The 25182-nt window shown below is 69.1% G+C and carries 26 protein-coding genes; 18 read left to right on the forward strand and 8 right to left on the reverse strand.

The window, feature by feature from the left end; all coding sequences use genetic code 11:
• Positions 1–180: 180 nt before the first annotated feature.
• Positions 181–1548, reverse strand: coding sequence for an aminomethyl transferase family protein (locus tag QSU92_RS10425; protein ID WP_289261539.1), 1368 nt, complete (start codon positions 1546–1548; stop codon positions 181–183).
• 258 nt (positions 1549–1806) lie between these two features.
• On the opposite strand from QSU92_RS10425, the gene QSU92_RS10430 reads away from it, so the two are divergent.
• From QSU92_RS10430 to QSU92_RS10450, 5 genes are read left to right on the forward strand one after another with little or no spacing between them, the layout of a single operon-like run.
• Entirely contained in the window at positions 1807–2586 is a 780-nt protein-coding gene (locus tag QSU92_RS10430) for an ABC transporter ATP-binding protein (protein ID WP_289261540.1), read from the forward strand.
• Complete coding sequence (locus QSU92_RS10435; RefSeq protein WP_289261542.1) at positions 2573–3283, forward strand: ABC transporter ATP-binding protein; 711 nt, start codon at positions 2573–2575, stop codon at positions 3281–3283. The genes QSU92_RS10430 and QSU92_RS10435 overlap by 14 nt, the downstream gene beginning before the upstream one ends.
• 1 nt (position 3284) lies before the next feature.
• Positions 3285–4166 carry a branched-chain amino acid ABC transporter permease gene (locus QSU92_RS10440; protein ID WP_289261543.1) on the forward strand — a complete coding sequence of 294 codons (882 nt, stop codon included), beginning with the start codon at positions 3285–3287 and terminating at the stop codon, positions 4164–4166.
• Positions 4166–5224: a branched-chain amino acid ABC transporter permease gene (locus QSU92_RS10445; protein WP_289261545.1), complete on the forward strand. Its 1059-nt coding sequence runs from the start codon at positions 4166–4168 to the stop codon at positions 5222–5224. Before QSU92_RS10440 ends, QSU92_RS10445 begins: the two co-directional genes overlap by 1 nt.
• Positions 5221–6504 (forward strand): ABC transporter substrate-binding protein, encoded by a 1284-nt coding sequence (locus QSU92_RS10450; RefSeq protein ID WP_289261552.1) that lies wholly within the window; start codon positions 5221–5223, stop codon positions 6502–6504. The genes QSU92_RS10445 and QSU92_RS10450 overlap by 4 nt, the downstream gene beginning before the upstream one ends.
• A gap of 152 nt (positions 6505–6656) precedes the next feature.
• On the opposite strand, the gene QSU92_RS10455 is transcribed toward QSU92_RS10450, so the two are convergent.
• Positions 6657–7310: a GntR family transcriptional regulator gene (locus QSU92_RS10455; protein WP_289261554.1), complete on the reverse strand. Its 654-nt coding sequence runs from the start codon at positions 7308–7310 to the stop codon at positions 6657–6659.
• Positions 7311–7550: 240 nt separating this feature from the next.
• On the opposite strand from QSU92_RS10455, the gene QSU92_RS10460 reads away from it, so the two are divergent.
• From QSU92_RS10460 to QSU92_RS10495, 8 genes are read left to right on the forward strand one after another with little or no spacing between them, the layout of a single operon-like run.
• On the forward strand, positions 7551–8471 hold the full coding sequence (locus QSU92_RS10460) for a transporter substrate-binding domain-containing protein (protein ID WP_289261555.1): 921 nt from the start codon (positions 7551–7553) through the stop codon (positions 8469–8471).
• A 7-nt stretch (positions 8472–8478) separates the two neighbouring features.
• A complete protein-coding gene (locus tag QSU92_RS10465) occupies positions 8479–9402 on the forward strand; it encodes an amino acid ABC transporter permease (protein ID WP_289261557.1) in 924 nt (307 codons plus the stop codon).
• A complete protein-coding gene (locus QSU92_RS10470) occupies positions 9399–10208 on the forward strand; it encodes an amino acid ABC transporter ATP-binding protein (protein ID WP_289261559.1) in 810 nt (269 codons plus the stop codon). Before QSU92_RS10465 ends, QSU92_RS10470 begins: the two co-directional genes overlap by 4 nt.
• Positions 10205–11329: a CapA family protein gene (locus QSU92_RS10475; RefSeq protein WP_289261561.1), complete on the forward strand. Its 1125-nt coding sequence runs from the start codon at positions 10205–10207 to the stop codon at positions 11327–11329. The genes QSU92_RS10470 and QSU92_RS10475 overlap by 4 nt, the downstream gene beginning before the upstream one ends.
• Positions 11326–12579 carry a CaiB/BaiF CoA transferase family protein gene (locus tag QSU92_RS10480; RefSeq protein ID WP_289261563.1) on the forward strand — a complete coding sequence of 418 codons (1254 nt, stop codon included), beginning with the start codon at positions 11326–11328 and terminating at the stop codon, positions 12577–12579. The genes QSU92_RS10475 and QSU92_RS10480 overlap by 4 nt, the downstream gene beginning before the upstream one ends.
• Positions 12576–13616 (forward strand): 2-hydroxyacyl-CoA dehydratase family protein, encoded by a 1041-nt coding sequence (locus QSU92_RS10485; protein WP_289261565.1) that lies wholly within the window; start codon positions 12576–12578, stop codon positions 13614–13616. The genes QSU92_RS10480 and QSU92_RS10485 overlap by 4 nt, the downstream gene beginning before the upstream one ends.
• The gene (locus QSU92_RS10490; RefSeq protein WP_289261567.1) at positions 13613–14857 is read left to right on the forward strand and encodes a 2-hydroxyacyl-CoA dehydratase family protein; all 1245 of its coding nucleotides are present in this window, start codon (positions 13613–13615) and stop codon (positions 14855–14857) included. Before QSU92_RS10485 ends, QSU92_RS10490 begins: the two co-directional genes overlap by 4 nt.
• Positions 14858–14861: 4 nt before the next feature.
• Positions 14862–16073 (forward strand): MFS transporter, encoded by a 1212-nt coding sequence (locus tag QSU92_RS10495; RefSeq protein WP_289261569.1) that lies wholly within the window; start codon positions 14862–14864, stop codon positions 16071–16073.
• On the opposite strand, the gene QSU92_RS10500 is transcribed toward QSU92_RS10495, so the two are convergent.
• The 6 genes from QSU92_RS10500 to QSU92_RS10525 all read right to left on the reverse strand — a co-directional run bounded on the left by QSU92_RS10500 (position 16063) and on the right by QSU92_RS10525 (position 20442).
• Complete coding sequence (locus tag QSU92_RS10500; protein WP_289261571.1) at positions 16063–16299, reverse strand: hypothetical protein; 237 nt, start codon at positions 16297–16299, stop codon at positions 16063–16065. The two genes, QSU92_RS10495 and QSU92_RS10500, sit on opposite strands and share 11 nt — an antisense overlap.
• Positions 16262–16600 carry a MarR family transcriptional regulator gene (locus QSU92_RS10505; RefSeq protein WP_289261576.1) on the reverse strand — a complete coding sequence of 113 codons (339 nt, stop codon included), beginning with the start codon at positions 16598–16600 and terminating at the stop codon, positions 16262–16264. The genes QSU92_RS10500 and QSU92_RS10505 overlap by 38 nt, the downstream gene beginning before the upstream one ends.
• Before the next feature lie 22 nt (positions 16601–16622).
• Positions 16623–17201, reverse strand: coding sequence for a PadR family transcriptional regulator (locus tag QSU92_RS10510; protein WP_289261579.1), 579 nt, complete (start codon positions 17199–17201; stop codon positions 16623–16625).
• 75 nt (positions 17202–17276) lie between these two features.
• Complete coding sequence (ligM, locus tag QSU92_RS10515; protein ID WP_289261581.1) at positions 17277–18686, reverse strand: vanillate/3-O-methylgallate O-demethylase; 1410 nt, start codon at positions 18684–18686, stop codon at positions 17277–17279.
• A 54-nt stretch (positions 18687–18740) separates the two neighbouring features.
• Positions 18741–19625 carry a formyltetrahydrofolate deformylase gene (gene purU / locus QSU92_RS10520; protein ID WP_289261585.1) on the reverse strand — a complete coding sequence of 295 codons (885 nt, stop codon included), beginning with the start codon at positions 19623–19625 and terminating at the stop codon, positions 18741–18743.
• A gap of 10 nt (positions 19626–19635) precedes the next feature.
• Positions 19636–20442, reverse strand: coding sequence for a methylenetetrahydrofolate reductase (locus QSU92_RS10525; protein ID WP_289265881.1), 807 nt, complete (start codon positions 20440–20442; stop codon positions 19636–19638).
• A gap of 321 nt (positions 20443–20763) precedes the next feature.
• On the opposite strand from QSU92_RS10525, the gene QSU92_RS10530 reads away from it, so the two are divergent.
• The 5 genes from QSU92_RS10530 (at position 20764) to QSU92_RS10550 (ending at position 25166) form a co-directional block, all read left to right on the forward strand.
• Complete coding sequence (locus QSU92_RS10530) at positions 20764–21762, forward strand: ABC transporter substrate-binding protein (RefSeq protein ID WP_289261586.1); 999 nt, start codon at positions 20764–20766, stop codon at positions 21760–21762.
• Positions 21763–21915: 153 nt separating this feature from the next.
• Positions 21916–22710: an ABC transporter permease gene (locus tag QSU92_RS10535; RefSeq protein WP_289265882.1), complete on the forward strand. Its 795-nt coding sequence runs from the start codon at positions 21916–21918 to the stop codon at positions 22708–22710.
• Positions 22707–23531, forward strand: a complete 825-nt coding sequence (locus QSU92_RS10540) for an ABC transporter permease (RefSeq protein ID WP_289261588.1) — start codon at positions 22707–22709, stop codon at positions 23529–23531. Before QSU92_RS10535 ends, QSU92_RS10540 begins: the two co-directional genes overlap by 4 nt.
• The gene (locus QSU92_RS10545) at positions 23524–24330 is read left to right on the forward strand and encodes an ABC transporter ATP-binding protein (RefSeq protein ID WP_289261590.1); all 807 of its coding nucleotides are present in this window, start codon (positions 23524–23526) and stop codon (positions 24328–24330) included. The genes QSU92_RS10540 and QSU92_RS10545 overlap by 8 nt, the downstream gene beginning before the upstream one ends.
• The gene (locus QSU92_RS10550; RefSeq protein WP_289261597.1) at positions 24327–25166 is read left to right on the forward strand and encodes a PaaX family transcriptional regulator; all 840 of its coding nucleotides are present in this window, start codon (positions 24327–24329) and stop codon (positions 25164–25166) included. The genes QSU92_RS10545 and QSU92_RS10550 overlap by 4 nt, the downstream gene beginning before the upstream one ends.
• The last annotated feature ends 16 nt before the right edge of the window (positions 25167–25182 follow it).

Raw genomic sequence — 25182 nt, forward strand, 5'->3', positions numbered from 1 at the left:
GCTCGCACGCTACCCGAGATCCACCCTTCTCAGAGCGAATCGGGCCCCGCCTCATCAACGCTCACGAGGAGATCCACGCTCCTACGGACCGATCGAGCGGAATGGCACCGTAGGAGCGCGAACCGCCTCGCGGAGGAGGCGCAGAAGCCGGGACGAGCGAGCCGCAGCGAGCGGCGCGGGTCAGTCGTTCGCGCGATAGACCGTCCGCGCGTACTCGTGGAACGGCGCCGGAGCGACCGTCGCTCGGATGCGCACCTGACGGTGCTGCCGGTCGACGGAGTGCTTGCGCGAGATCGGCTCCTCGCCCCAGAGCACCTCGACCTCGGCGCCCTCGGGAATCTCGTTGTCGAGGGTCGCGAGCGACATGTACAGCTGGTCGTAGGCGACGTAGCCGGCATCGGTCGAGATGCCGACGCGGCGACCGTCCTGCTGGACCGCATCCATCTGGTAGAAGCCGTAGCGGGCCTTGGGGAAGTCGAGGTACTTCGCCGGCACGCCGGGTTCGACCTGCGAGCGGACGACGTCGGCGACGTCCGAGGAATTCCAGATGAGGGTGACCTTGCGGCGCGCCGGCGCCTCGGCGATCTTCTCCAGCGCCTCCCGGCCGTGGAAGTCGTGGTCGAAGCGCACCGAGCGGCCGAGGCCGAGATCGAACGGCGTCATGTAGTAGTCGTGGACGTCGGGCGAGTACAGCGATCCGCCGATGGACCCGATCCGCGCCGCGGGGAGCCACTCGCGGTACTCGGCGAAGTCGTCGTCGAAGATGGCCGGGAACGGCGTGGGGACCCATCCGGACTCCAGCGGCGAGGACGAGTACGCCTTCGCGCCCACGCGGCGGATGTCGAACTCCTCCCCGGCCTCCATGATCGCGTTCAGGACCACCTCGTTGTCCTCCCAGGGGCCGTAGAACTCGAAGCCCGGCTGGCCTGCCATCCCGTGGCGGAGTGCCTTGACGGGACGGCCGGCGATCTCGACGTCGCCGATGTGGAAGAACTTGATCGCCGGCGGCGGGCCGCCGAAGATCTTCTCCATCACCCGGTCGGCGTGCGGCCCCTGCAGCTCGTAGCGGTAGAACGTCGGCGGGCCCTGGCGCATGTGCGAGTTCGGGTCGAGGCGATACTGCGCGTCCTTGCCCGCGGCCTGCGCCTTCTCGATGTTGAACCGCACCCAGTCGATGAGGATGTGGTGTCCCACCAGCACGATGCCGTCCGAGCCCTCGTGGTTGTAGAACAGGATGCCGTCGCCGATGAGGTAGCCGTCCTTGTTCACCGAGATGAGCTGCTTGGCGACCCCCGGCCGGAACGTCGCGAAGGTGTTCGGCGAGATGCTCTGCAGCAGAGGGATCAGGTCGGCGCCGTCCATGAACAGCTGCGTCATGTGGTGCGACTGATCCATCAGTGCCACCGAGGTGTTCCATGCGCGCTGCTCGTCGCGCCAGTTGGTGAACTCCGGCGCCACCGGGAAGGTGAACGCGGGCCAGTTCTGGTTCCGCAGCAGTTCCACCGGGCTTGCCTCGCGGGCGATCGCCTGGGCCAGTGTTTCGGTCATCGTCGACCCTCCATTCGTCGGCGTCACACTATGCGCTGCCGCGTGGCGATACCGGCGTTGTTCCGTTGAACGGAAATTGGCGGCGCCTGCACGCGGCGGCGCGCCACCATCGGAGCGCAAGGGTCTCGAATGGGTCACAGTCAGCCGATCTGCGCACCAAAATCGTTGACAATTTCGACGATTATCGCGTAGCGTCCCCTGCACGGGACGACTCGATCCCTGGTGTCAGAGCAGAGGCGCGACGACGGAAGGCGGGCAATGGGTGCTCGATTGACGGTGTCGGACGTCAACCTCCACTTCGGCGGTGTCCGTGTGCTCGAGGATGTCTCGTTCGCCGTGGAACCCGGCAGCATCGCCGGGCTCGTCGGACCGAACGGGGCCGGCAAGACGTCGCTGTTCAACTGCATCAGCGGTCACTACAAGCCCTCGAGCGGGTCGATCACGATCGACGGCTCCGAGGTGCTGGGCTCCTCGCCCGCGAGCCTGGCCACGCACGGGCTCGCCCGCACCTTCCAGCATCCGGCCCTCCAATTGCGCGAGACGGTTCTCGAGAACGTGCTCCTCGGCGCCCACGGACGACTGCCCGGCGGCGCACTGGAGTGGTCGATACGGATGCCGCGGACTCGCCGCACCGAGAAGGAGCTGCGCGCCGAGGCGCTCGCCCTGCTCGAGCGCAACGGCCTCGGCTGGACCGCTCACGTGCGCGCCGATGAGCTGTCGCACGGTCTGCACAAGGGCGTCGAGCTCTGCCGCGCCCTGATGAGCCGCCCGACGCTCCTGCTCCTGGATGAGCCCGCAGCTGGGCTGCCGCACAACGAGGTGGAGCAGCTCGTCGAGACCGTGCGGAGGGTGCGCGACGATGGCATCACCGTCGTCGTGGTCGAACACAACATGGGGCTCATCGCGGCACTGACCGACCACGTCGTCGTCCTCGACCACGGCCGGAAGCTGATGGAGGGCACTGCCGCAGAGGCCCAGTCCGATCCGCGCGTGATCGAGGCGTACATCGGAAAGGACGCCGACGATGACGCTGCTTGAGCTCAAGGACGTCACCGCCTTCTACGGACCCGTTCAGGTGCTGGAGGGCGTCTCGCTGACCGTGCCCGACGGCGGGGCGGTCGGCATCCTCGGCGCGAACGGCGCCGGCAAGACCACCACCCTGCGTGCGATCAGCGGAACCGTCCGCGCCGGCGGCACCATCCTCTTCGAGGGCAAGGACATCCGCGGCTCCAAGCCCGAGAAGGTCGCGGCCATGGGGATCGCGCACGTCCCCGAGGGCCGTGGCACCCTGGGCGGGCTCACGGTCCGCGAGAACCTCCGCGTCGGTGCGTACCTGCGGCGCGACCGCAAGGGCATCGAGAGCGACATCGAGTACTGCCTCGATCTCTTCCCGCAACTGCGCGACCGCATCCGCTCTCACGGCTCGGCCCTGTCGGGCGGCGAGCAGCAGATGCTCGCGGTGGCCCGCGCGATCATGGCCAAGCCCCGCCTGTTGCTCCTCGACGAGGCGTCGCTCGGACTCGCGCCGTCCACCGCGAAGTCCGTCTACGAGGCGATCGGGCGCCTGCGCCGCGAGTCGGGTATCGCGATGCTCGTCGTCGAGCAGAACGCCAACCTCGCCTTCACCCTCGTCGACAGCGCCACGGTGCTCGAGACGGGCCACAACGCCGTCACCGGCTCGACCGCGGAGCTGCGGGGCATGGACGAGATCCGCCGCGCATACCTGGGAGGCTGACGTGCAGACCTTCATCCAACTCGTGGTCGACGGCCTGTCGACCGGGTCGATCTACGCAGCGCTCGCACTTGCGATCGTCCTGGTGAATCAGGCCACCGGCCTGATCAACTTCGCCCAGGGCGGCATCGCGGTGCTCTCCGCCTACATCGCCTACCAGTTCACCGTGTGGGGGCTCCCGCTGGTCCTGGCGATCCTCGCCTCGGTGGTGGTGTCCTTCTTCATCGGGGCGTTCATCGAGCGATACCTCATGCGCCGCTTCGAGAAGGGCGACCCCGACACCGCCGTCGTGGTCACGATCGGGCTTCTGACCCTCATCACCGGCATCTGCGCGTGGATCTGGAGCTACAACAACCTGCAGTTCCCGTCGCTCTTCCCGCTGGACACCGTCACGATCTTCGGAGCGGTCGTGAGCGTCCGCTCCCTGGGCACGATCCTCGTCATCGTCGTGATCATGCTGATCCTGCAGGGGCTCTTCCTCGGAACGAAGCTGGGCCTGGCCCTGCGCGCGGTGGCGATCAACCCCGAGTCGGCGTCGTTCTCCGGCTTGAAGGTCGGCCGGCTCCTCATGGTCGGGTGGGGCCTGGCCGCCGCCCTGGGTGCCGTCGCCGGCGCGATGGTCGCCCCGCAGCTGACCCTCACCCCCGGGATGATGGACGGCGCCCTCGTCTACGCGCTCGCCGCCGTCATCATCGGCGGTCTCTCCAGCCCCCTGGGCGCGGTCGTGGCCGCGTGGCTCATCGGGGTTCTGGAGAATCTCGCCGCGGTCTACGTTCCCTTCATCGGCTACGACCTCCGCATCGCAGTGCCGTTCATCCTCCTCTTCATCGTCCTCATCCTGAGGCCGCAGGGCCTGTTCGGCCGGAAAGTCGTGGTGCGGGTGTGATGACAACGGCAACCAGCATCCTGCAGCGTCCCTGGGTCAGATGGGCGGGCCTCGCGCTCGGCGTCATCCTCGCCATCGTGCTCCCGCTCGTCTTCGACGCGGGTACGAATTCCACCCTCGCCCGCATCGGCGTCTTCGCCGTGGCCGTCCTCGGCCTGAACGTGATCATGGGATACACCGGCCAGGTCATGCTCGGTCAGATCTTCTTCGTCGGACTCGGCGCGTACATCACCGCCTACGGGGTGTCGCAGGAGTGGAACATCCTCCTGGTGTTCATCCTCGCTCTCGCGCTGACCGCCCTCGTCGGGCTCGTGATCGCGCTGGCGGCAGCGCGCCTGGGCGGACTCGCGATCGCCATGGTGACCATCGCCCTCCCCATCGTGGGCGTGCCGCTCGCCCGGCGCCTGGGGGAGTTCACCGGCGGATCGCAGGGCCTGTCGGCGCGGTTCTCCAGCGCTCCCGAGTGGGCGCCGCTGTACGACGATCAGTGGCAGCTGTACCTCGTGCTGCTGATCGGCGGCATCACCTTCCTCCTCACCCGCAACCTCGTGCGGGGGAAGTACGGACGCGCGTTCGCCATCGTGAAGGAGAACGAGGCGGTCGCGGCATCCATGGGCATCTCGCCCTACAAGTACAAGGTGCTCGCCTTCACCATCGCCGCCCTCATCGGCGGGGTGAGCGGGTTCCTCTACATGGTCGTGATCCAGTACACCTCGCCCGAGACGCTGAGCTTCGGTCACTCGATCGAACTCGTCATCTCGATGGTCGTCGGTGGGGCCGGCAGCATCGTCGGGTCGATCCTCGGCGGCGCCTACTACGTCCTCGTCCCGCAGCTGACGAACATCATCGACCCGAACCTGACCGCGATGCTGCAGGGCGCCATCCTGCTGCTCGTGCTGTTCCTCCTCCCCGGCGGGCTCGTCTCGCTTCCCCGGGTCATCCGGCGGCTCGTCCGCCGCGGCGACCGGGGTGGAGGACCCGGCGCGCGGTCTCAGGCGGCGACACCGCAGCCGGTCGCCGCATCCCACCCATCCACCGAGAGAAAGCAAGACACATGAGCGAGTTCCACACGAAGACGTGGGGACGCCGGGCGCGGGTGACGACCGTCGTCGCCGGCATCGGCATCCTCGCCCTGGTGGCCACGGGCTGCGCCCGCGGCGCGAACACCGGGGGCGGTGATGAGTCGGGCGACGCCGTCGCGGCGAGCCCGGGCATCACCGACGACAGCATCACGCTCGGCATCACCACGCCGCTGTCGGGTCCGACCGCCGGACCCGGCACCTGCACGGTGGCGGGCCTGGAGGCCTACTTCGGCGCCGCGAACGCCGAGGGCGGCATCGAGTTCGGCGACGGCAACACCCGCACCGTCGAGATCGAGGCCCTGGATGACGCCTACGACCCGCAGCAGGCGGCGGCGAACTTCGAGCAGCTGAAGGACAGCGTGTTCGCCATGACCTCGGGACTCGGCACGCCGACCAACCGCGCATGGCGCGAGGCGGCGATCGACGACGAGGTGCCGCAGGTGCTGATCATGACCGGCGACCCGTTGTTCTCCAACACCGAGGAGAGCCCCTGGCAGCTCGGCTTCGTTCCGATCTACCAGAACGAGGGTGCCGCGTTCGGCGAGCTCCTGGCCGCGTCGGGCGAAGACCACAAGGTCGCGATCCTCGCGCAGAACGACGACTACGGCGAGGGCTATGTCGAGGGCTTCAAGGAGGCCATCGAGGGCGCCGGCAACGTCGAGATCGTCGAGGAGCTCACCTACGAGGCGACCGACACCTCGGTCGACGCGCAGCTGACCGAGCTGGCCGCATCCGGCGCCGACGTCTTCTTCAACGCGATGTCGATCACGCCGCTGGTGATCTCGTCGCTGCAGAAGGCGCAGGAGCTCGGGTGGCTCCCCTCCTGGTTCCTGCCCTCCAACACCTCCAGCCCCACGGCGATCCTCGAGCCGGGCGGCGCGACGGCGTTCCCGGGTGTCTACTCGGTGTCGTTCGCCAAGGCTCCCGCGAGCCCCGCCTACGCCGAGGACGAGGATGTGCAGAACTTCCTCACCAACCTCGCCGAGTACGCCGACTACCCCGACACGCCGGCGTTCCCCCACTGCATGTGGAGCTACATGATCGGCGGCACGCTCGAGCAGGTGTTCGGCGAGATGACCGAGCCGACCCGGGAGAACTTCATGGAGGCGCTGCGGACGGTCTCGGACTACCAGGCGCCACTGATGCTCGAGGGCACGGCCGTCGACACGACCGAGGACGGCCAGCCCGCCGTTTCGAGCGTCGTGGTGCAGAAGTACAACGGCCGCGGGTACGACACGGTGGAGACGTTCGAGTAACCGGCGTCGTCCCATCGCTGCGCAAGGCGCGTCGTCCCCACAGGGGCGACGCGCCTTCCCGTTGCGATGAGACGTCCGCGACCCGTCACGGACTGCGGGTCGTGCAGCGCACAGGCCGCAGATGTCGACGGGTCGCGGTGGGAGCCGGGATGTCAGCCGAGCGCGCGCAGCACTCCGACGATGCCGTTCAGGTGGGCGCGGGTGGCGGCGTCGGCCGCATCGGGGTCGCGGGCGAGCACCGCGTCGATGATGGCGATGTGCTCCGGCGCCGACTGCGAAGCCCGCCCGGGGTGGAAGGCGAGACGGAACTGGTGGCGCGCCGACTGGGCCCGCAGCCGCTCGAGCAGCTGGGTCGCGGTCAGGTGGCCGCTCTCCTCGCGGAGGCAGCGGTCCATCTCCTGGTTGAGCCGGGCGTACTCCACGAGGTTGCCGGTGGCGATGGCCTCTTCGATGCCGTCGCGGATGGCGCGGAGCTCCGCCTCGCCCTCCGCGGTGAGATTCTCGGCGGCCTTCCTGGCGCAGAGGGACTCCAGCCCCACGCGCACCTCGACGATCTCGACCGCTTCGTCGACGCTGATGGCTCGCACGCGTGCACCCCGGTTGGGGAGGCGCTCCACGAGTCCCTCGCCGGCGAGGTTCAACAGGGCGTTGCGCACCGACGCCCGGGACGCCTCGAAGCGTTCGCTGAGGTCTGCTTCGATGAGCCGCTGATGCGGCGCGAACTCGGCGCTCAGAATCGCGTCGCGGATGCGCTGGGTGAGGTCCGGGCGCGCGGGCGCGCCATCCAGAACGTCCGTGTCGGTCATCCGCTCCACCTCTCCATCGACGTCGACCGGGCACGCGGGCGTCCTCACGCAGGAGGATCAGCCGCACACGGTCCGAGCGTACTCCGAATCGACGATTGCCGACGAGATCGCCGCGGATTCTGTCGCCAATCGCCGCGGAGGAAATCGTTGAACTTCTCCATGAAAATATCAATCAATATGATATTCTTCCTCCGAGGGACGCGAAGAACGCGGCCTGCAGCACAACGATGTGGAGTCCTCATGCGCACTTTCCGAGCACCCGTTGCGGCATCCTTCGCGGCCGCCGCTGTTCTCGCACTCACGGCCTGCAGCGGCGGCGGTTCAGGTGATGCGCCGGCCGCGACCGACGAGCCCGGAACCGGGGCGAGCGCCGACGCGCCGCTCTACGACCAGCTTCCCTCCTCGATCCGCGACGCGGGCGTCATCACCGTCGCCGCAGACACGCACCCGCCGTACCGCACCATCGAAGAGGGCGGCGAGATCACGGGGATCGACCCCGACCTGCAGGCGGCCCTGTCGGAGCAGCTGGGCGTTCCGTTCCAGATGCAGACCTCGTCGGGTCTGGATGCGATGCTCACCGGCATGCTCTCGGGGCGCTTCGACGCGTTCAACGGTCCCGTGCGGACCACGCCCGAACGGGAGGCGGAGTTCGACGCCGTCGTCTGGATGACGACGCGGACCTCCTACGTCTTCCTCGCCGAGCGCGCCGACGAGCTCGACGATCCCGAGGCGCTGTGCGGAGCCCGGGTCGCCGGCGTGACGGGGTCGGTCACGGAGAGCCAGCTGGAGCGCTACAACGAGTGGTGCGAAGGCGAAGGGCTCGATCCCGCCGAGTTCGTCGGACTCGAGGACACCAACTCGACCTTCCTCGCCGTCAACTCCGACCGAGCCGACTACGCCGGTACGACCCAGTCCGCAGCGATCGATCTGCAGGCGAGCGATCCCGATCAGTACGGGTACCTGATCCAGACGGATGAGCAGGGGGCCGGAGTGGACCAGCTGGCCATGTTCATGCCGAAGGACAGCGGTCTGGCGGAGCCGATGCTCGCGGCGTTCCAGGCCATCTTCGACAACGGCGAATACGACCGCATCATGTCCGAGTGGGGCATCGAGGACGCCGCCGTCGAGGAGCCGTCGCTGAACCCCATGACCGGACAGTGAGGACCGCATGACCGACCTGACCACGCAGCCCGTGCGCAACCCACGTGCCGACAGGACCGTGGACGTCGCCGCAGCCAAGCGTCGCATCCATCCCTGGCGAGTGGTCGTCGGCATTCTGCTCCTCCTGGTGACAGCGCAGATCCTGGTCTTCCTCGTCACCAATGAGCGCTTCGACTGGCCGGTCGTCGCCGAATACCTGTTCAACCCCAGCGTGCTTGTCGGCCTCAGCGTCTCGATCATGCTCACGATCGTGGGCATGGTGCTGGGGTCGATCCTCGGAACTGCGCTCGCGGCGGGTCAGCTCAGCGACTTCGCGCCACTGCGCTGGGCATGCATCGCCTTCGTGGGGGTCTTCCGTGGCGTCCCGCCGCTGGTGCAGCTGATCTTCTGGTACAACCTCGCCTACCTCCTGCCCCGCCTCGCCGTCGGAGTGCCCTTCGGGCCGGAGCTGTTCAGCTGGCCGACCAACGACCTCATCACCCCCCTGACCGCCGCGATCATCGGCCTGTCGCTGCACGAGGCGGCCTACATGGCCGAGATCGTGCGGGCCGGCATCTCGTCGGTGGACTCCGGGCAGCGCGACGCCGCCAAGGCGATGGGATTCAGCCGGTGGCACTCGTTCAGCCGTGTGGTTCTTCCGCAGGCCATGCGCGTCATCATCCCGCCGACCGGCTCGCAGGTCATCGCGCTGATGAAGGGGACGTCGCTGGTGAGCGTCATCGCCATGGGCGACCTGCTGCACTCGGTGCAGGTCATCTACAACCGCACATACGAAGTCGTGCCGATGCTGATCGTGGCGGTCATCTGGTACCTCGTCGTCGTCACGGGCCTGACCATCCTGCAACGGCGGGTCGAGCGTCATTTCAACCGAGGGATGTCGCGCGCCGCCATCACTCGACGGGTCGTCGCACGCACGGAGGTGACCGCATGATCGCCGGTTCCGACACATCGACCACCCCGGTGCTCCAGGTCACCGGGCTCCGCAAGGAGTACGACGGCACCCTGGCCCTCGACGGCGTGGATCTGGAGGTCCACGCCCAGGAAGTCGTCGCGATCCTCGGCCCGTCGGGGTCGGGCAAGTCGACGCTCGTCCGGTGCGTCGACCAGCTCGAGTCCATCGAGGGCGGCGCGATGTACCTCGACGGCGAGCTCCTGGGCTACGAGGACCACCGGGGGCACCTCCGTCCGCTCCGCGACAGCGACGTCGAGCGTCAGCGCCGGCGGATGGGCATGGTGTTCCAGCAGTTCAACCTCTTCCCCCACTGGACCGTGCTGCGAAACATCACCGAGGCGCCGATCAAAGTGCACGGCATGGCGCCCGCCGAGGCGCGCGAACGCGCGATGGATCTCCTCACCCGCGTCGGGCTGGCGGACAAGGCGCAGGCGCACCCTCGGCAACTCTCCGGCGGTCAGCAGCAGCGGGTCGCGATCGCCCGCGCCGTGGCGACCAATCCGCGCATCCTGCTGTTCGACGAGCCCACGAGCTCGCTGGATCCCGAACTCGTCGACGAAGTCCTGCAGGTCATGAAGGACCTCGCGGATTCGGGGATGACGATGGTGGTCGTCACACACGAGCTCGAGTTCGCTCGCGGCGTGGCCGACCGGTGCGTCTTCATGGCCGACGGCCAGGTGATCGAGGACCGGCCCTCGACGGAGTTCTTCGCCGACCCCCACTCCACCCGGCTCCAGGCGTTCCTCACCCGTAGCTCGCGTCCCGACCGCGAGGTCTCGGCGTGATCACCGTTCACGCGGTCGGCGACCTCGTCCTCGAGACGACGGATGCCGCCGGCCTGCTCGCACCCGTGGGGGAGACGCTGCGCGGCGCGGACGTCGTGATCGGCCACCTGGAGATCCCTCACCTCGAAGGGGGCATCGTCCACACGACCGACGTCGCCGCCGTCCCGGGTCCCCCGTCGGCGCTCGATGCCCTCGCCGACGCCGGGTTCGACATCCTGACCCTCGCAGGCAACCACGTCTACGACTTCGGTCCGGAAGGGATCCGCGAGACACGCCGACACTGCGAGGAGCGTGGGATGCAGGTGGCGGGTGTCGGAGAGACGCTCGACGACGCCTTCGCCCCCGCGCTGGTCTCCGCGGGTGGGGTCACCGTCGCCGTCGTCAGCATCAACTGCGTCGGACCTCGGGAGACGTGGGCGACCTCGCTCAAGCCCGGGGCCGCGTACGTCGACGTCGTCACCCACTACGAGCCGCGGGGCGCGAACCCCGGCGGTCCGCCGCGGGTGCACTCCTTCGCGGAGCAGACGAGTCTCGCCCGGGCCGTGGCTGCCGTCCGGGATGCGGCGTCGGCGGCCGACGTCGTCATCGTCGCGCTGCACAAGGGACTCGTGCACGAGCCGGCCCGGATCGCGGACTACGAACGCGAGGTCTCCCACGCGATGGTCGACGCGGGCGCGCAGGCCGTCGTCTCGCATCATGCGCACATCGGCAAAGGCATCGAGATCTATCGGGGCCGCCCCATCCTCCATGGGCTCGGCAACTTCGCCACGGTCACCCGTGCGCTCGCACTCGACGGGGATGATCCCGGACGTGCGGCGTGGGCGAGGGAACGTCGGCGTCTGTTCGGATTCGAGCCCGACCCGGCGATGCCGACCTACCCGTTCCATCCCGAGAGCCGCCACACCATGATCGCCGCCCTCACCTTCGACGACGGCGCCGTGGAAACCGCCCTCATCCCCTGCTGGATCGACGACGATGCCCGCCCGGTGCCCGTCGGCCGCTCGCCTCGCGGCGAGGCGGTCGCCGACTACCTGCGCACCATCACCGCCGATGCGGCTTTCGCCACCGACCTGGCGTGGAGCGGCGACAGACTCGTCGCCCGCGCAACGGAGACACCATGACCGCCACCCGACCGACCCAGGGTCCGCTCGCCGGCAAGACCGTCATCGACCTGACCACCGCCCTCGCCGGGCCCTACGCCACGCTGCTCCTGGCGAGCCTGGGCGCACGGGTCATCAAGGTCGAGAACCCCGAGCGCGGAGGTGACTCCTCGCGGAACAACTCGCCGTACGTCACCGCGGACGGTCTGCAGATGCGCCGCCAGGATCCCGACGACATGTCGGTGTCGATGATGGCCCGCGGCCGAGGCAAGGAGAGCATCACTCTCAACCTGAAGCATCCGCAGAGCCGCGAAGTGTTCTTCGATCTCGTGCGCAACGCCGACATCGTCGTGGAGAACTACAGCGCGGGGGTGACCCGGCGCCTGGGGATCGACTTCGCCGTGGTGCAGCAGATGAACCCGCGTATCGTCTACACCTCGATCAGCGGCTTCGGGGCGCAGGGCGTGCCGGGCGACGGCAAGGCCATGGACACCATCATCCAGGCCCTGAGCGGCGTGATGATGACCGCCGGTGAGCCGGGGGACGCGCCGGTGCGGTTCGGCCTGCCTATCGGCGATCTGGTGGCGCCCCTGTTCGCCGTGATCGGCACCCTCGGTGCGGTGATGCATGCCGACGCGACAGGAGAGGGACAGCACGTCGACGTCTCCATGCTCGGGAGCCTCACGTCGCTCGTCGCCTGTGAGCCGTTCGATGCCCTGGAGTCCGTCGGCTTCCCGCTCCGGACCGGCAGTGTCGTCCCGCGACTCGCCCCGTTCGGCACCTTCGAGGCCGCGGACGGATGGTTCGCGATCTGCGCACCGACCGACGCCTTCGCCCAGGGGACGCTGGCGGCCATCGAGCGGGAGGACCTCGTGGCAGACCCGCAGTTCGCCACGCGAGACGCCCGGGTCACCAACGCCGATGAGCTGCACGCGCTGATCACGGACTGGGCGGCGACGCGCTCGACAGCCGAGGTCCTGAGCGCCTTCGAGCGGAACGGCGTGCCGGCCGCCCCCGTCCGGGACACGGCGACCGCGGTCCGTGACGACATCGTCACCGGTCGCGGGGAAGTCGTGCCGCTGGTGCACCCCCGATTCGGACACTTCGAGGGGCTGTACGGCAGTGGGCTCCCGGTGGTCTTCTCGCGGAGCACCACCGACCTGTCCCGCCCGGCTCCGGGCCTCGGCGAGCACACGGACGAGGTGCTCGGTCGGATGCTCGGGTACGACGCCGATCGAGTTGCAGAGCTGCGCGGCAACGGAGTGCTGTGACCGCCGGGTCAGGGCCGGTGATCGGGATCGTCGGCAACGACGTGCCCCGACAGATCGTGCTGGCCTCGGGGGCGCTGCCCTTTCGGATCACGGGGCTGTGGGAGGCGCCCGGCGACCGCGCCTGGCTCGATCTCCTGGGCGCCGCCGACCCCGTGGCTGCCACCGTCGCCGAGGAGCTCAGCGACGCCGACGTCGACGGCATCGTGGTGAGCAACGACAGCGAGGCTCATCTCCGGCTGTTCTACGTCCTCCGGGCGACGGGCTCGCGTGTCCCGCTGCATCTGGTCGACCTCCCCCGCCGCGACTCGGCGGGGTCGCGCAGATTCCTCCGGCATCAATTCACCGCGCTGGCACGCTTCTGCGGCGGGGTCACCGGACGGACTCCGGATGCGCAGAGCCTGCACGACGCGGCTGTCGCCGAGGCAGCGCTGGGGGAGGAGCTGGAACGCCTCCGCGCGCGCCGCCGCGCGCACCCGCCCCGGTGCTCCGGCGCTCAGGCTCTGGAGGCGACACTCGCTGCGATGCGGGTGCCGCCGCCAGTCGCGGCCGACATCATCCGCGCCGCAGGCGGTGAGGACGTCCCCGCCCGGCGCCGCGTCCACATGACCGGATCCGATCACCCCGACGCTCGTGCGTACGCGGCCCTGGAGGCAGCGGGCCTGATCGTCGTCAGCGAGGACCACGGCACCGGCGACGGGGCCTGGCTCGGCGTGAGCGCGGCCGGCGGCTCGGTGACGGAGACGGTGGACCGGCTGATCGACGCGCATTTCGCCCGCATTCCCGCTTCGACGACGGGGTCGGGCGCAGACCGCGCCCGGACGACCCGGTCCCTCGCCGCAGCGAGCGGTGCGGATGTCGCCGTGTCCCTCATTCGCGATCTCGACGAGTCTCCGCTGTGGGATGTCGTCGATCAGCGCGATGCCCTCGCCGCGGATGGGATCGAGCTCCACGTCGCCGACCACGTCCGGCCGGGTGAGGTCGTCGGCCGGGTGTCTGCGATGGCAGCGGAACTCTCAGCCGGAAGGGCGAGCCGATGACGAGGTCACCGCGGCTTGACAGCGCCGTCGCCGCCACGACGTATCAGAAGGAGTGGTTCGCCCGGACCTCGGCGGCGGCTCGTGCCGGTGCGCCCCTCGCGCTCGCGAACGCCGACGCCCCGCATGAGATCCTCCGCGCACTGGACATCCCCTATGTGGTGAACCAATGGTGGTCCTCGATCATCAGCGCCAAGCGGGCCGGTCCTGCCAGTCTCGCCGCCGTGGCTGCGCTCGGGCTCCCCGACGACAGCCGGCAGTACGACGTGCTGCCTCTCGGCGCTCAGCTGCTGCCTTCCGACGAGGCGCCGTGGGGCGGGCTGCCCGAGCCGCGGTTCGCGATCGCCGAGCGCGGGGGCGATGTCACGCACAAGATCTTCGAGCAGTGGGGACGTCGGCCGGGCACCGAGACGTTCCTGCTCTCCCGCACCGGCGCCGTCCCCGCACCCGAGGGGTGGTGGGACATCGTCGCCGACGAGTGGGACGCGGTGTTCGGCGCCGAGCGCATCGACCTCCTCCGCGACGAGATCGTCGAGCTCACGCACTGGCTGGCCGAGCGCACCGGTCGCGGACTCGACCTGGCGGTGCTCGCCGGCATCCTCGACCTGGCCAATCAGCAGGCCGAATGGAACCGGCGCACCCGAGCACTATTGGCACAGGCGCGTCCGCTCCCGGTGCCGGTGACCGATGTCATCCCGGCGGTCATGGTCCCGCAGTGGCACCGCGGCACGGCCTGGGCGGTCCAGGCCGCCGAGCGCCTGCATGACGAGGTGGCTGCGCGGATCGACGCCGGAGACGCGGTCCACCCCCGCGAGCGACGCCGTCTGATGTGGATCGGGCGAGGGCTGTGGTCGGACCTCGACATGTACCGCGCGTTCCAGGACGAGTTCGACGCCGTCTTCGTGTGGTCGATGTACCTGGCGATCGCCGCCGACGGATACCTGCGCCGCGGCCCCGACCCGCTGCGCACCCTCGCCGCGAGATTCGTGGGACTCACCGACCTGCTGTACGTGCCGCCCATGTCGTCGTCGTGGTACGCCAAGGAGGCGCTCGCACACGGGGTCGACGGCGTCGTGCACCTCGTCGCCGACGACACCCCCGGCAGCGCACTCATCACCGCCGCGCTCGAGGAGCAAGGCGTGCCCGTCCTCGAGCTCCGCGGCAGCAATGCCGACCCGCGTGCGACCGGCGGGGTCCGCGAGCGCATCGCGTCGTTCCTGCGCGAACGCGTACCGGTGTCGTGAGCGGATGACCCGGGGCGGGCCGACCGCGGCGCTCCAGCCCTTTCACAACCGCAACTTCTCCCTGTACTTCGCGGGGCAGGTCGCATCGAACACCGGCACGTGGTTCCAGAACCTCGCGCTCTCGCTCGCGGTGCTGGACGCCACCGGCAGCGCGCAGGCGCTCAGCGGTGTCACGATCGCTCAGTTCCTGCCGCTGCTGCTGCTGAGCGTCCCGGCCGGGCGCGTCGCCGACCGGTTCCGTCCACGGTCGATTCTCCTGGTCACCTCCATCGCCTCGGCTGCCGTCGTCGCGGGCCTCGCTCTGCTCACGCTCGCACCCACACTTCCGCTCGGGCCCCTGTACGCACTGGTGGCGGCGCTCGGCGTGGTCCATACGTTCGAGCGACTCGCCGCGCAGGCGATCATCTACGAGCTCGTGGGGCCCGAAAGACTCTCGACGGCCGTGTCGCTCAGCACGATCGCGCTGGCTTCGGCGCGGTCCATCGGACCAGGGCTCGCCGGCGTCGCCTTCGCTGCGCTCGGGCCGACGGTGTGCCTGCTGGTCAATGCGGGTTCGTTCCTTCTCGTGTTCGTGTCGGTCCTGCTCCTGCGGCCGGCGCGGATGTTCCCTCGGGTCATGCGCGATCGCCGCGCGCCCCGTTTCCGCCCGCCCCGCGCGCTCGCGACGCTGCTCGTGGTCAACGTCGTGATCGCTCTGCTGGCGCTGAACCTCATGCTGGTACTCACCTCGACGGTGACGCTGTCCTTCGGCGGCGACGCGGCAGCGGTCGGCGCCGTGCACACTCTCAATGCCGTCGGCGCCATCGTCGGCGGCCTCATCGCCGCGGGCAGAACGACAGTGACCGTGCGTTCGCTCATCGTCGCGTGCGCGGTGATGGGGGCAGCGCTGCTGGTCAACGCCGCCGCGCCGACGCTCGGAGTGCTGCTGCTCCTCGGCCCCGTCCTCGGCCTCGGTGTCGGGTACTACCAGGGTGTTCTCTACGCCGCCGCGCAGGGGAGCGTGGCGCCCGAGCACATCGGCAGGACGATGTCGTGGGTCACCCTCGGCAACTACGGGATGGTGCCGATCGGTGCGGCGCTGATCGGCTGGGTGATCGACCTCTCCGACGGTCGAGTCGCCCTCGCCATCGGTGGAACGGCTGCTCTCGCATGCGCGGTGTTCGTCGCGCTGCGGCTGGGGCGACGCGGCGAGGCGCCCGGCGCGGTCACAGACTGAGTCCGGGCCCCTTCGCCGGGCGGCGACGGCGTGCCTCCACGGCTGCGGCTTCCGCGGCACGATCGCCGAAGTAGCCGCCGGCGAGCACCGAGGCGGCGCGGTCGAGCACCTCGGCGAGGGAGTCACCGAGGTCGGGGCCGATGAGTTCGGTCAGACGGTCCTCGCGCGCGCGGATGTCGTCCTCGCAGTCATGGAGGACGCGCCATCCTTCCTCGCTCAGCCGCACCAGCCGGACTCGTCTGTTCGTGGGATGTTCGGCACGCTCGATGAGGCCGTTCGCCAGGAGCCTCGGCCGAGACGACGTGCGCGGCCTGAGAGCTGACGAAGGTGCGGCGTGCCACCTGGGCGTTGGACAGTGGCTCTCCCTCACCCAGCACCTGCAGGATGAGCAGCTGCGGCAGGGTGACGCCGTGAGCGAGGGCCGTGTTCTCCGCCGCACGGTTGAGTGCGCGAGCCAGTCGATAGGCCGTGTAGTTCAGACGCTCGGTGGCGGGCCTGCCCCGAGGATCGCGGTCCATGCTCGCCACCGGTCCAGCCTACGGCGAACCGTCAGCCCACCCGGTCCACGAGGTCGAGCCCCCGCCGGGCCCACTCGATCTCGCCGCGAGCCCGCTCCACGAGGCCCTCGTAGGCGAAGCGCTTGTAGGCGATCGTGCGCTCGCGATCCTCGTCGGCGGTGGCCGCGAGGCGCCTGACGAGCATCGGGTTGCTCAGTGCGTCGATGCGCGCCAGCTCCCCCTCCCACTGCGCGAGCTCGGCCGACCAGGCCATGATGTGACGCTCGAGGAAGCGCCGCGCCGCGTCGGGCGTCGTGGTCTCGAGGTAGGCCGCTCGCAGATGCGCGGGGTCTCGCACGCGCTGGTAGTCCAGCGGTGAGGTCATCCAGTCGAGAAAGGCGCGATCACCGGCATCCGTCACGTGATAGAGCCGTCGCCGACCGCGCTCGCCGCGGGTCTGCTCCTCAGCCTCGACCAGGCCCTCCTGCTCCATCTTGCGCAGCTCGGGGTAGATCTGCGAGTCGGGAGCATGCCAGACATGACCGACCGAGAGGGAGAACTGCTTCTGCAGCTCGTAACCCGACAGCGCACCGACGCGGAGGATCGCCAGCAGGGCGTATCGCAGACTCATGAAGCTCCTTGCCGGGTCTGGGTCAGTGAGCGAAGGGGCCCGGACGTGTGCGCCCGAGCCCCTTCGCGGTCATGGTCAGTCGTTCTTGTAGCCGGTGCGCCATCCGCCCTGGTAGGTCTGGCGGGCCACCGTGGAGTACGGCACCGGAGAGACCACGACGCGGACCTCGGTCTGCTCGTGCGGCTCGACCGACGCCTTGGACGAGCCGCCGTTCGGCTCGCCCCAGACGACCTTGAGCTCGGTACCCTCGGGCACGTCGGGGTCGACGGTCCCCAGCGACAGGCCGCGCTTCTCGTTGGCGCTGTATCCGGTGAACATCGAGTATCCGACGACCGTGCCGTCGGCGTCCACGACCGAGTCGTAGTTCGCCGAGCCGTAGTTGGCCAGCGGCAGGTCGAAGAACTTGTAGCTCGGGCCGTCGACATCCAGCAGCGACGACCACACGCGGCCGAGGTCCTCGGCGTTCCAGGCGAGGGTGACCTTCTTGCGCTGTGTGGCGGGGTCGATCTTCTCGAGGGCGTCGCGGCCGATGAAGTCGTGGTCGAACTTCACGAACGAGCCGTAGCCGAGCTCCCACGGGGTGAGGTAGTAGTCCTCGATGTTGTCGGACACGAACGACCCGGCGAGCGTACCGGTCGCCTCGTAGCTGTCCACGCCGAGCCACTCGCGGTACGCGCGCTCCTCTTCGCCGGTGTAGATGGCGGGGAGGGGCGAAGGGATCCACCCCGACTCCAGCGTGTTCGACGGGTAGGCCCTCGAGCCCACCGGCACCAGGCCGAACTCGGCGCCGGCCTCGACGATGATGTCGCGCACCCGGTGGTGGTCGGCGTAGGGACCCCAGATCTCCAGACCCGGTGCGCCGGCCATGCCGTGACGGAGCGTGCGGACGTTCATGCCTTCGATGTTCATCGTCGACATGGCGAAGAACCGCAGCTGCTCGAGCGGTCCGCCGTTGAGCTTCTCGATGACCTTCCAGGCCGCAGGGCCCTGGATCTGGAAGCGGTAGTAGCGGCGCGAGACGGCGTCGCCGTAGGGACGCGACGGGGAGCGGCGGTCGACCTCGATCTCGAGGTTCTTGTAGCCGCCGGTCTCACCGTGGAACATCAGCCAGTTGGACGCGGGCGCGCGGCCGACGTAGACGTACTGGTCCTCCTCCTCGTGGAAGAGGATGCCGTCGCCGATGACGTGGCCCGACGCGGTGGTCGGCACGTACTGCTTGGCGCGGTTGACGGGGAACACCTCGACGGAGTTGATCGCGGTGTCGCGGATCAGGTTGATCGCGTCGGAGCCGCGGAGGAACACATTGTCCATGTGGTGCGACTGGTCGTACAGGACGGCGGTGTCGCGCCAGGCCTTCTGCTCCTTGATCCAGTTCTGGAAGTCGGCGGGGACGACGGGGTAGATGTAGGAGCCGATCTGGGAGTTGCGCAGCAACTCGACCGGGCTTCCCTTCTCGTCCAGCAGGGCTTGCAGATTCTCTGCCATGGGTGGAACCTCTCTGTTCGGTAGGTGGTCTTTCGGGAGGGTGTGCGGGGATCGTCAGGGGCGGTCGCTGAAGACGATCGTGTGGTTGCCGTGACGGATGACGCGGTCCTCGGCGTGCCACTGCACGGCGCGCGACAGCACAGCGCGCTCGACGTAGGCGCCGCGGGCCTGCAGGTCGGCCGCCGTCATCCGGTGGTCGACGCGGGCGACATCCTGCTCGATGATCGGTCCCTCGTCGAGGTCGGCGGTGACGTAATGGCTCGTCGCCCCGATGAGCTTGACGCCCCGTTCCCTGGCCTTCTTATAGGGCGCCGCGCCGATGAAGGCGGGGAGGAAGGAGTGATGGATGTTGATGACCGGCACGCCGATCTTCGCCAGGAACTCCTCCGAGAGGATCTGCATGTACCGCGCCAGGACGACGAAGTCGACGTTGCCGTCGAGGAGCTTGAGGATCTCCGCCTCGGCGGCGGACTTGTCGGGCCCCTGCGAGTGGACGTGCACGAACGGGATGCCGAACGAGCGGACGTCCTCGGCGGTGTTGGTGTGATTGGAGATGACCATCGGGATGGTCACGGGTAGCTCGCCGCGGCGATGGCGCCACAGCAGCTCCAGCAGGCAGTGGTCGCTCGTCGAGGCGAGGATCGCCATGCGCTTGGGCACCGACTGGTCGGTGAGCACCCAGGTCATGCCGAGTGGTCCGAGCGTCTTCTCCAGGTCGGCCTCGATGGCGGGCATCGTCGCGGTGAGATCGGGGCGGTGGAACACCACGCGCTGGAAGAACTCCCCGCCCTCGGGGTTGTCGGAGTACTGGTCGAGGGTGACGATGTTGCCCTCGTTGCGGGCGATCAGCGCCGACACGGCCGCGACGATCCCGGGCTGGTCGGGGCCGTGGACGATCAGGCAGGCGTGGTCGCGCCGGGCATCGGTGTGCAGCGTCATGCGGGACTCCTCAGGATTGCGGGGCGCGGAAATCGCGCACCCACTCCGAGGTCGCGCGCAGCCCGCCGAATGTGTAGAAGTGCAGTCTGACATTCCCGAGGGCGCCGTTCTGAGCCAGCAGGTCGGCGAGGTCGGTGACGAAGCGGTCGGGACCCGCGGTGCCCATCAGGTTGGTCAGCGAGAAGCCGTACTTCTTCACGATCATCGCGTTCGCGCCGATTCCGAAGCGGCGGGCGAAGCCCAGCAGGCGCTTGATGCCCGCGGGACCGGGCGTGCCGATCCGGATCTCGGCGGTGATGCCGCGGCGCCGGACCTCCTGGATCCAGGCCATCACCGGATCGGTGTCGAAGGCGAACTGCGTGAGGATGACCGCGTCGAGACCCTGCTCGGCGAGGGCGGCGATCTTGTCCTCGAGGTGGCGCCACAGGATCTCTTCGGAGATGTCGGGGTGACCCTCGGGGTATCCCGCGATGCTGACCTCCTTCACGCCGTACTGCTGCAGGATGCCGGATCGGATCACCGACAGCGAGTCTTCGTAGGGGCCTTCGGGCTCGGCCGGGTCGCCGCCGACGGAGAAGACGTGCTCGCTCGCGCCGACCTCCTGGAGGTGGGCGAGGAACTCCTGGAGCTGCTCCGCGGACTTCAGGCGCCGCGCCGAGATGTGGGGTACGGGGACGAAGCCGGCTTCCTTCACCGCCTTCGACGCGGCGACGCGCATCTCGAGGTCTTCATTGCCGAGGAACGTCACGTTCACCTTGGTGCCGGCGGGGATCGAGTCCTGCGCCTCCTGCAGACCCGGGATGTCCTTCCCGGTCATCTCCAGCGAGTAATCCTGAACGAGCGCGCGAGCGGCTGCGGAATGTTCGGAGGTGGTGCGTGCCACGTCGAGGTCCTTTCCTCTGCGATGAGCATCGGTGCTCTCGTCCCTAACGATAACTATGAACATAGGTAATGGCAAGAGGCATGTGATGTCGTGCAGATTCAACGATTCGGTGACGCTCGTCACAGAAGTCTTGACAAGCGGATGTCGCTGCCGGACCATGATCTCGTCAGGCCACGAGGACGTGACGACCCGACGCAGCACCGACGTCACGCCTCGAGGACCGGCTCCACTCCGACACCAACGAGAGGCCCGTCAATGAAGAAGAGGCTCGCCGCGCTCGGCCTGATGGCCGCAGCCGCACTCGCCCTCGCCGGTTGCACCGATTCCGCAGCCGGCCCCACCGCCGAACCCAGTGACAGCGCCGACGCCGGCGGTGGCACGACCGAAGAGATCCGCGACGTCCGCGTGGCCGCGCTCCCGATCGCCGAGTCCGGGGCCCTGTGGGCCGCCATCGACGAGGGGATCTTCGAGGAGTACGGGCTGAACGTCGAGGTGGTGCCCGCCCAGGGCGGCGCCCAGGCGATCCCCGCGCTGCTCAGCGGCGACATCGACTTCGCGATCGGTCAGCCCTTCGGCCCCATCCGCGCCGACCTGCAGGACCTCGGCGTCGTCATCTTCAGCAACTACGCCTCGTCGCTGGCCGACGGTGAGGACGTCAACGGCGTGGTCGCGCTCGGTGATGCCGGCATCGCCGGCCCCGCCGATCTCGCCGGCAAGCGCGTGGCCGTCAACAGCCTCGGTGCCGCGGGTGACCTGACCATCCGCAAGGCGGTCGACGACGCCGGCGGCGACTCCTCGACGATCGAGTTCGTCGAGGTCGCCTTCCCCGACGCGCAGGCCCAGCTCGAGGCCGGCAACATCGACGCCGCGTGGGTCCCCGACCCGTTCCGCGGCATCGTCGTCGGGGGTGGTGGGGTCGAGGTCGTCGCCCCGTACCAGGCGACCATCCCGGGCCTGACGGTGCTGACGAACTTCACCACGCAGGCGAAGATCGACGAGGACCCCGAGCTCGTGGCCGACTACGCCGCGGCGATGGCCGATGCGCTGGAGTTCGCCTCGCAGAACGAGGATGCCGTGCGCGCGGCGATCGCGACCAACCTCGAGATCCCGGAGGAGGCCGCCGCCGGGATCGTGCTGCCGGACTTCACCGCCGACCTGGGCAGCGCCGGTGTCGAAGAGCTCGCCGCCCTCGCGGTCGAGTACGGCTACATCGACGCCGAGCCGGACTTCTCGCGGCTCATCCAGCAGCAGTAGCCCGTCGGGAGCGGGCGGCCGCGTTCCCGCGCGCCGCCCGCTCCCGTTCCCCACTTCGATCCCGAGAGGTCCCCCGTGTCCGAGAACGCGGTGATCCCATCACCGAAGACGACCGTGCCGCCGCGTGAGCACCGCCCGGCCCCGTCGAGCCGTCTGCGCTCGGCCCGCCGCGCCCGCGCCTTCCGCAAAGTCGCCCTCGGGGCACTCGGCATCGCCGGGTTCCTCATCACCTGGCAGCTGATCCCGACTTTCGGGATCCTCGACGCCCGCTTCTTCCCGCCGCCCACCGAGGTCCTCGCCCGCCTCGCCTCCGACCTGCGCGACCTCGAGTTCTGGCGCAACATCGGCCGCACGATGACCGCCTGGGCGATCGGGCTCGCCATCGCCACGGTGCTGGCCGTGGTGCTCGGCACGATCATCGGACTCGTGCCGTTCCTGCGGAAGGCGACCCACACGACGGTGGAGTTCCTCCGTCCCATCCCGTCGGTGGCCCTCATCCCGCTCGCGATCCTCATGTTCGGTCTGCGCATCGAAGCGGCGCTCGTGATCGTCGTCTACGCCACCTTCTGGCAGATCTTCGTTCAGGTGCTGTACGGCGTCGCCGACGTCGACGCCGTCGCCCGCGATACCGCCAAGAGCTTCGGGCTCCCGCGCGCCCACCGCATCCGCTATCTGATTCTGCCGACAGCGCTGCCCTACCTCATGACCGGGCTCCGCCTCGGTGCGACGGTGGCGCTGATCCTCGCCGTCACCGCCGAGCTCACGATCGGAAACCCCGGGCTCGGCCGTGCGATCGTCGTCGCGCAGTCCGCGGGTGACTATGTCCGGGTGTACGCGCTGGTGATCGTCACCGGCATCCTCGGGCTCATCATCAATCTCGTCTTCCGCTTCATCGAGCGCCGGTCGCTCTCGTGGCATCAGTCGGTCCGCGGGGAGGAAGTGCTGTGACCCTCTACACCAGCACCGTGGTGACGCCGGGGCCCCGCTCCCGCCGCTGGGCGAAGTTCGGCTCGGGCATCGGGTACGCCCTCGGGTTCCCCATCGTTCTGCTCATCCTGTGGGGGATCTGGTCGTCCTTCTCGACGACCCCGTTCTTTCCGAGCCCCCTCGCCATCGCCGAGGCGTTCGTCGATACCTGGGTGGGTCCGGCGTTCTTCACCGACGTGCTCCCGAGCCTCGGGCGCCTGGTCGTCGGGGCCGCCCTGTCGATCGTCGTCGGCATCGTCGCCGGCTTGGTCATCGGGCTCACCCGGTGGCTGAGCGAGCTGCTCGAGCCGATCCTGGAGTTCTTCCGCGCCATCCCGCCGCCCGTGCTCATCCCGATCATCGCGGTACTGCTCGGCCCCACCGACTCGATGAAGATCGTCGTCATCGTCGCCGGCTCGCTCTGGCCGGTGCTCCTCAACACCATCGACGGCGTCCGGGCGACCGACAGCGTGATGACCGAGACAGCCCGCTCCTTCGCGCTGACGCCGGGCGAACGCATCCGCTATCTCGTGCTGCCCGCCGCGAGCCCGCGCATCATGACCGGCGTCCGACAGGCCCTGTCGATCGCGCTGATCCTCATGGTCATCTCCGAGATGTTCTACTCGTCGTCGGGACTCGGCTACCGCATCGTCTTCTTCCAGCGGAACTACCTCATCGCCGAGATGTGGAGCGGCATCGTGCTTCTCGGTCTCATCGGTGTGCTGCTCGCCACGATCTTCGGGTTCGTCGAGCGGAGGGTGCTGCGCTGGTACCACGGAATCAAGGAGGTGGAGCGTGCCTGAAACGCTGCTCGAGGTGCAGAACCTCAAGAAGGTGTACGAAGCGGCGACCGGAGACGTCGAGGCGATCGGCGACATCAGCTTCCGGATGAAGGCCGGCGAGCTGGTCTGCATCGTCGGTCCGTCGGGCTGCGGCAAGACCACGCTGCTGAAGTGCATCGCGGGGCTCCTCCGCCCGACTGCCGGCAGCGTCGAGCTCGACGGTCAGGCCGTCACGAACCCGCCGGAGAGCATGGCGCTGGTCTTCCAGGAGTACGGCCGGTCGCTGTACCCGTGGCTGACGGTGCGCGGGAACGTCGAGCTGCCGCTCAAGCACAAGCGGATGTCGCGGGCCGACCGCGACCGCCTCGTCGACGACGCCCTGAAGGCCGTCGGTCTCGATCACGCCGACAAGAGCTACCCCTGGCAGCTGTCGGGCGGGATGCAGCAGCGCGTCGCGATCGCGCGGGCGGTGGCCTATCAGCCCGAGGTGCTGATCATGGACGAGCCTTTCGCCGCCGTCGACGCGCAGACCCGTGCCGACCTCGAGGATCTCGTGCGGACCCTCCACCGCGAGCGCGGGATGTCGATCCTGTTCGTCACCCACGACATCGACGAGTCGGTGTACCTGGGGGAGCGCGTCGTGGTGCTGTCGAAGTCGCCGACCTGGGTGCAGGAGGATCTGGCGATCGACCTGCCGCCGGCGCGCGATCAGATCACGACGCGGGCGATGCCACGATTCACCGAGCTGCGGACCCACGTGTACGAGCAGATCCAGCGCGCCAAGCGCGGCGAGGCCGTGAGGCCGGGCGCGGTGGCGTGAGCACTTCTGCCCTCCGGTCGGCGCCGCCCGATCGCACCTTCCGCACGCGCAAGCCGCGCCAGCTGCTGCTGGCGTTCTTCGGCGAGTACGTCAGCGATCGGTACTTCGAGCCGCTGCGCGCGAGCGTGCTGCTGGGGGTGCTGGAGGGAGCGGGGGTCACCGGCCCCGCGGTGCGGACGAACCTCGACCGGATGGTCTACAGCGGCCTCGTCGAGCGCCGGCGCCTCGGCCGCGAGATCGGCTTCGTGCTGACTCCCCACGGCAGCGACGTGCTGCGCGAGGCATCGCACCGCGTGCACAGCCCCACCCCGTTCGCGCGGGAGGGGGAGGGATGGACGCTGGTGACCTTCAGTGTTCCCGAGCACCAGCGGACCCTTCGTCACCGCCTTCGCGCGGCCCTCACCTGGTCGGGATTCGCGCCGCTGCGCGACGGGCTGTGGATCGCCCCGGGAGAGGTCGACCTCGCTGCCGCGCTCGCCGCCATCATCCCGGATCTGAAGCCCGGGTCGGTGACGGCCTTCGCCGCGAGCCAGCTCGACGGCTTCCCGATGGGAGACGCGGTGCGCACCGCGTGGGACATCGAGTCGATCCGGCGTGCGCATCAGGAGTTCCTGTCGCAGTGGGATGACGACGTCGACCCCGATGCTCCCGGAGCCCTGGCCACCCGCATCCTGCTCGTGGCCGACTGGCTCGCGCTGCTGCGCGCCGACCCGGCGCTGCCGGCGCAGTACATGGATGACGACTGGCCGGCGGACCGCTCGCTGGAGCTGTTCACACGCCGTCACCGCGAGTTGGCCTTCCCCGCGGTGCGGGAGTTCGCCGCGCTCGTCGGGTGAGGGCACCCCGGACATC

It is taken from the genome of Microbacterium sp. ET2 (assembly GCF_030347395.1).
Lineage (GTDB): Bacteria > Actinomycetota > Actinomycetes > Actinomycetales > Microbacteriaceae > Microbacterium > Microbacterium albipurpureum.

What these genes read in the sequence shown, in the direction of transcription:
- QSU92_RS10490 (WP_289261567.1), top strand. Translation starts at nt 13,613, where the DNA reads ATGACGAGGTCACCGCGGCTTGACAGCGCCGTCGCCGCCACGACGTAT.
- QSU92_RS10455 (WP_289261554.1), bottom strand. Translation starts at nt 7,310, where the DNA reads ATGACCGACACGGACGTTCTGGATGGCGCGCCCGCGCGCCCGGACCTC.
- QSU92_RS10495 (WP_289261569.1), top strand. Translation starts at nt 14,862, where the DNA reads ATGACCCGGGGCGGGCCGACCGCGGCGCTCCAGCCCTTTCACAACCGC.
- QSU92_RS10525 (WP_289265881.1), bottom strand. Translation starts at nt 20,442, where the DNA reads ATGACCGGGAAGGACATCCCGGGTCTGCAGGAGGCGCAGGACTCGATC.
- QSU92_RS10480 (WP_289261563.1), top strand. Translation starts at nt 11,326, where the DNA reads ATGACCGCCACCCGACCGACCCAGGGTCCGCTCGCCGGCAAGACCGTC.
- QSU92_RS10430 (WP_289261540.1), top strand. Translation starts at nt 1,807, where the DNA reads ATGGGTGCTCGATTGACGGTGTCGGACGTCAACCTCCACTTCGGCGGT.
- QSU92_RS10460 (WP_289261555.1), top strand. Translation starts at nt 7,551, where the DNA reads ATGCGCACTTTCCGAGCACCCGTTGCGGCATCCTTCGCGGCCGCCGCT.
- QSU92_RS10530 (WP_289261586.1), top strand. Translation starts at nt 20,764, where the DNA reads ATGAAGAAGAGGCTCGCCGCGCTCGGCCTGATGGCCGCAGCCGCACTC.
- QSU92_RS10470 (WP_289261559.1), top strand. Translation starts at nt 9,399, where the DNA reads ATGATCGCCGGTTCCGACACATCGACCACCCCGGTGCTCCAGGTCACC.
- QSU92_RS10465 (WP_289261557.1), top strand. Translation starts at nt 8,479, where the DNA reads ATGACCGACCTGACCACGCAGCCCGTGCGCAACCCACGTGCCGACAGG.
- QSU92_RS10510 (WP_289261579.1), bottom strand. Translation starts at nt 17,201, where the DNA reads ATGAGTCTGCGATACGCCCTGCTGGCGATCCTCCGCGTCGGTGCGCTG.
- purU (WP_289261585.1), bottom strand. Translation starts at nt 19,625, where the DNA reads ATGACGCTGCACACCGATGCCCGGCGCGACCACGCCTGCCTGATCGTC.
- QSU92_RS10450 (WP_289261552.1), top strand. Translation starts at nt 5,221, where the DNA reads ATGAGCGAGTTCCACACGAAGACGTGGGGACGCCGGGCGCGGGTGACG.
- QSU92_RS10445 (WP_289261545.1), top strand. Translation starts at nt 4,166, where the DNA reads ATGACAACGGCAACCAGCATCCTGCAGCGTCCCTGGGTCAGATGGGCG.
- QSU92_RS10435 (WP_289261542.1), top strand. Translation starts at nt 2,573, where the DNA reads ATGACGCTGCTTGAGCTCAAGGACGTCACCGCCTTCTACGGACCCGTT.
- QSU92_RS10425 (WP_289261539.1), bottom strand. Translation starts at nt 1,548, where the DNA reads ATGACCGAAACACTGGCCCAGGCGATCGCCCGCGAGGCAAGCCCGGTG.
- ligM (WP_289261581.1), bottom strand. Translation starts at nt 18,686, where the DNA reads ATGGCAGAGAATCTGCAAGCCCTGCTGGACGAGAAGGGAAGCCCGGTC.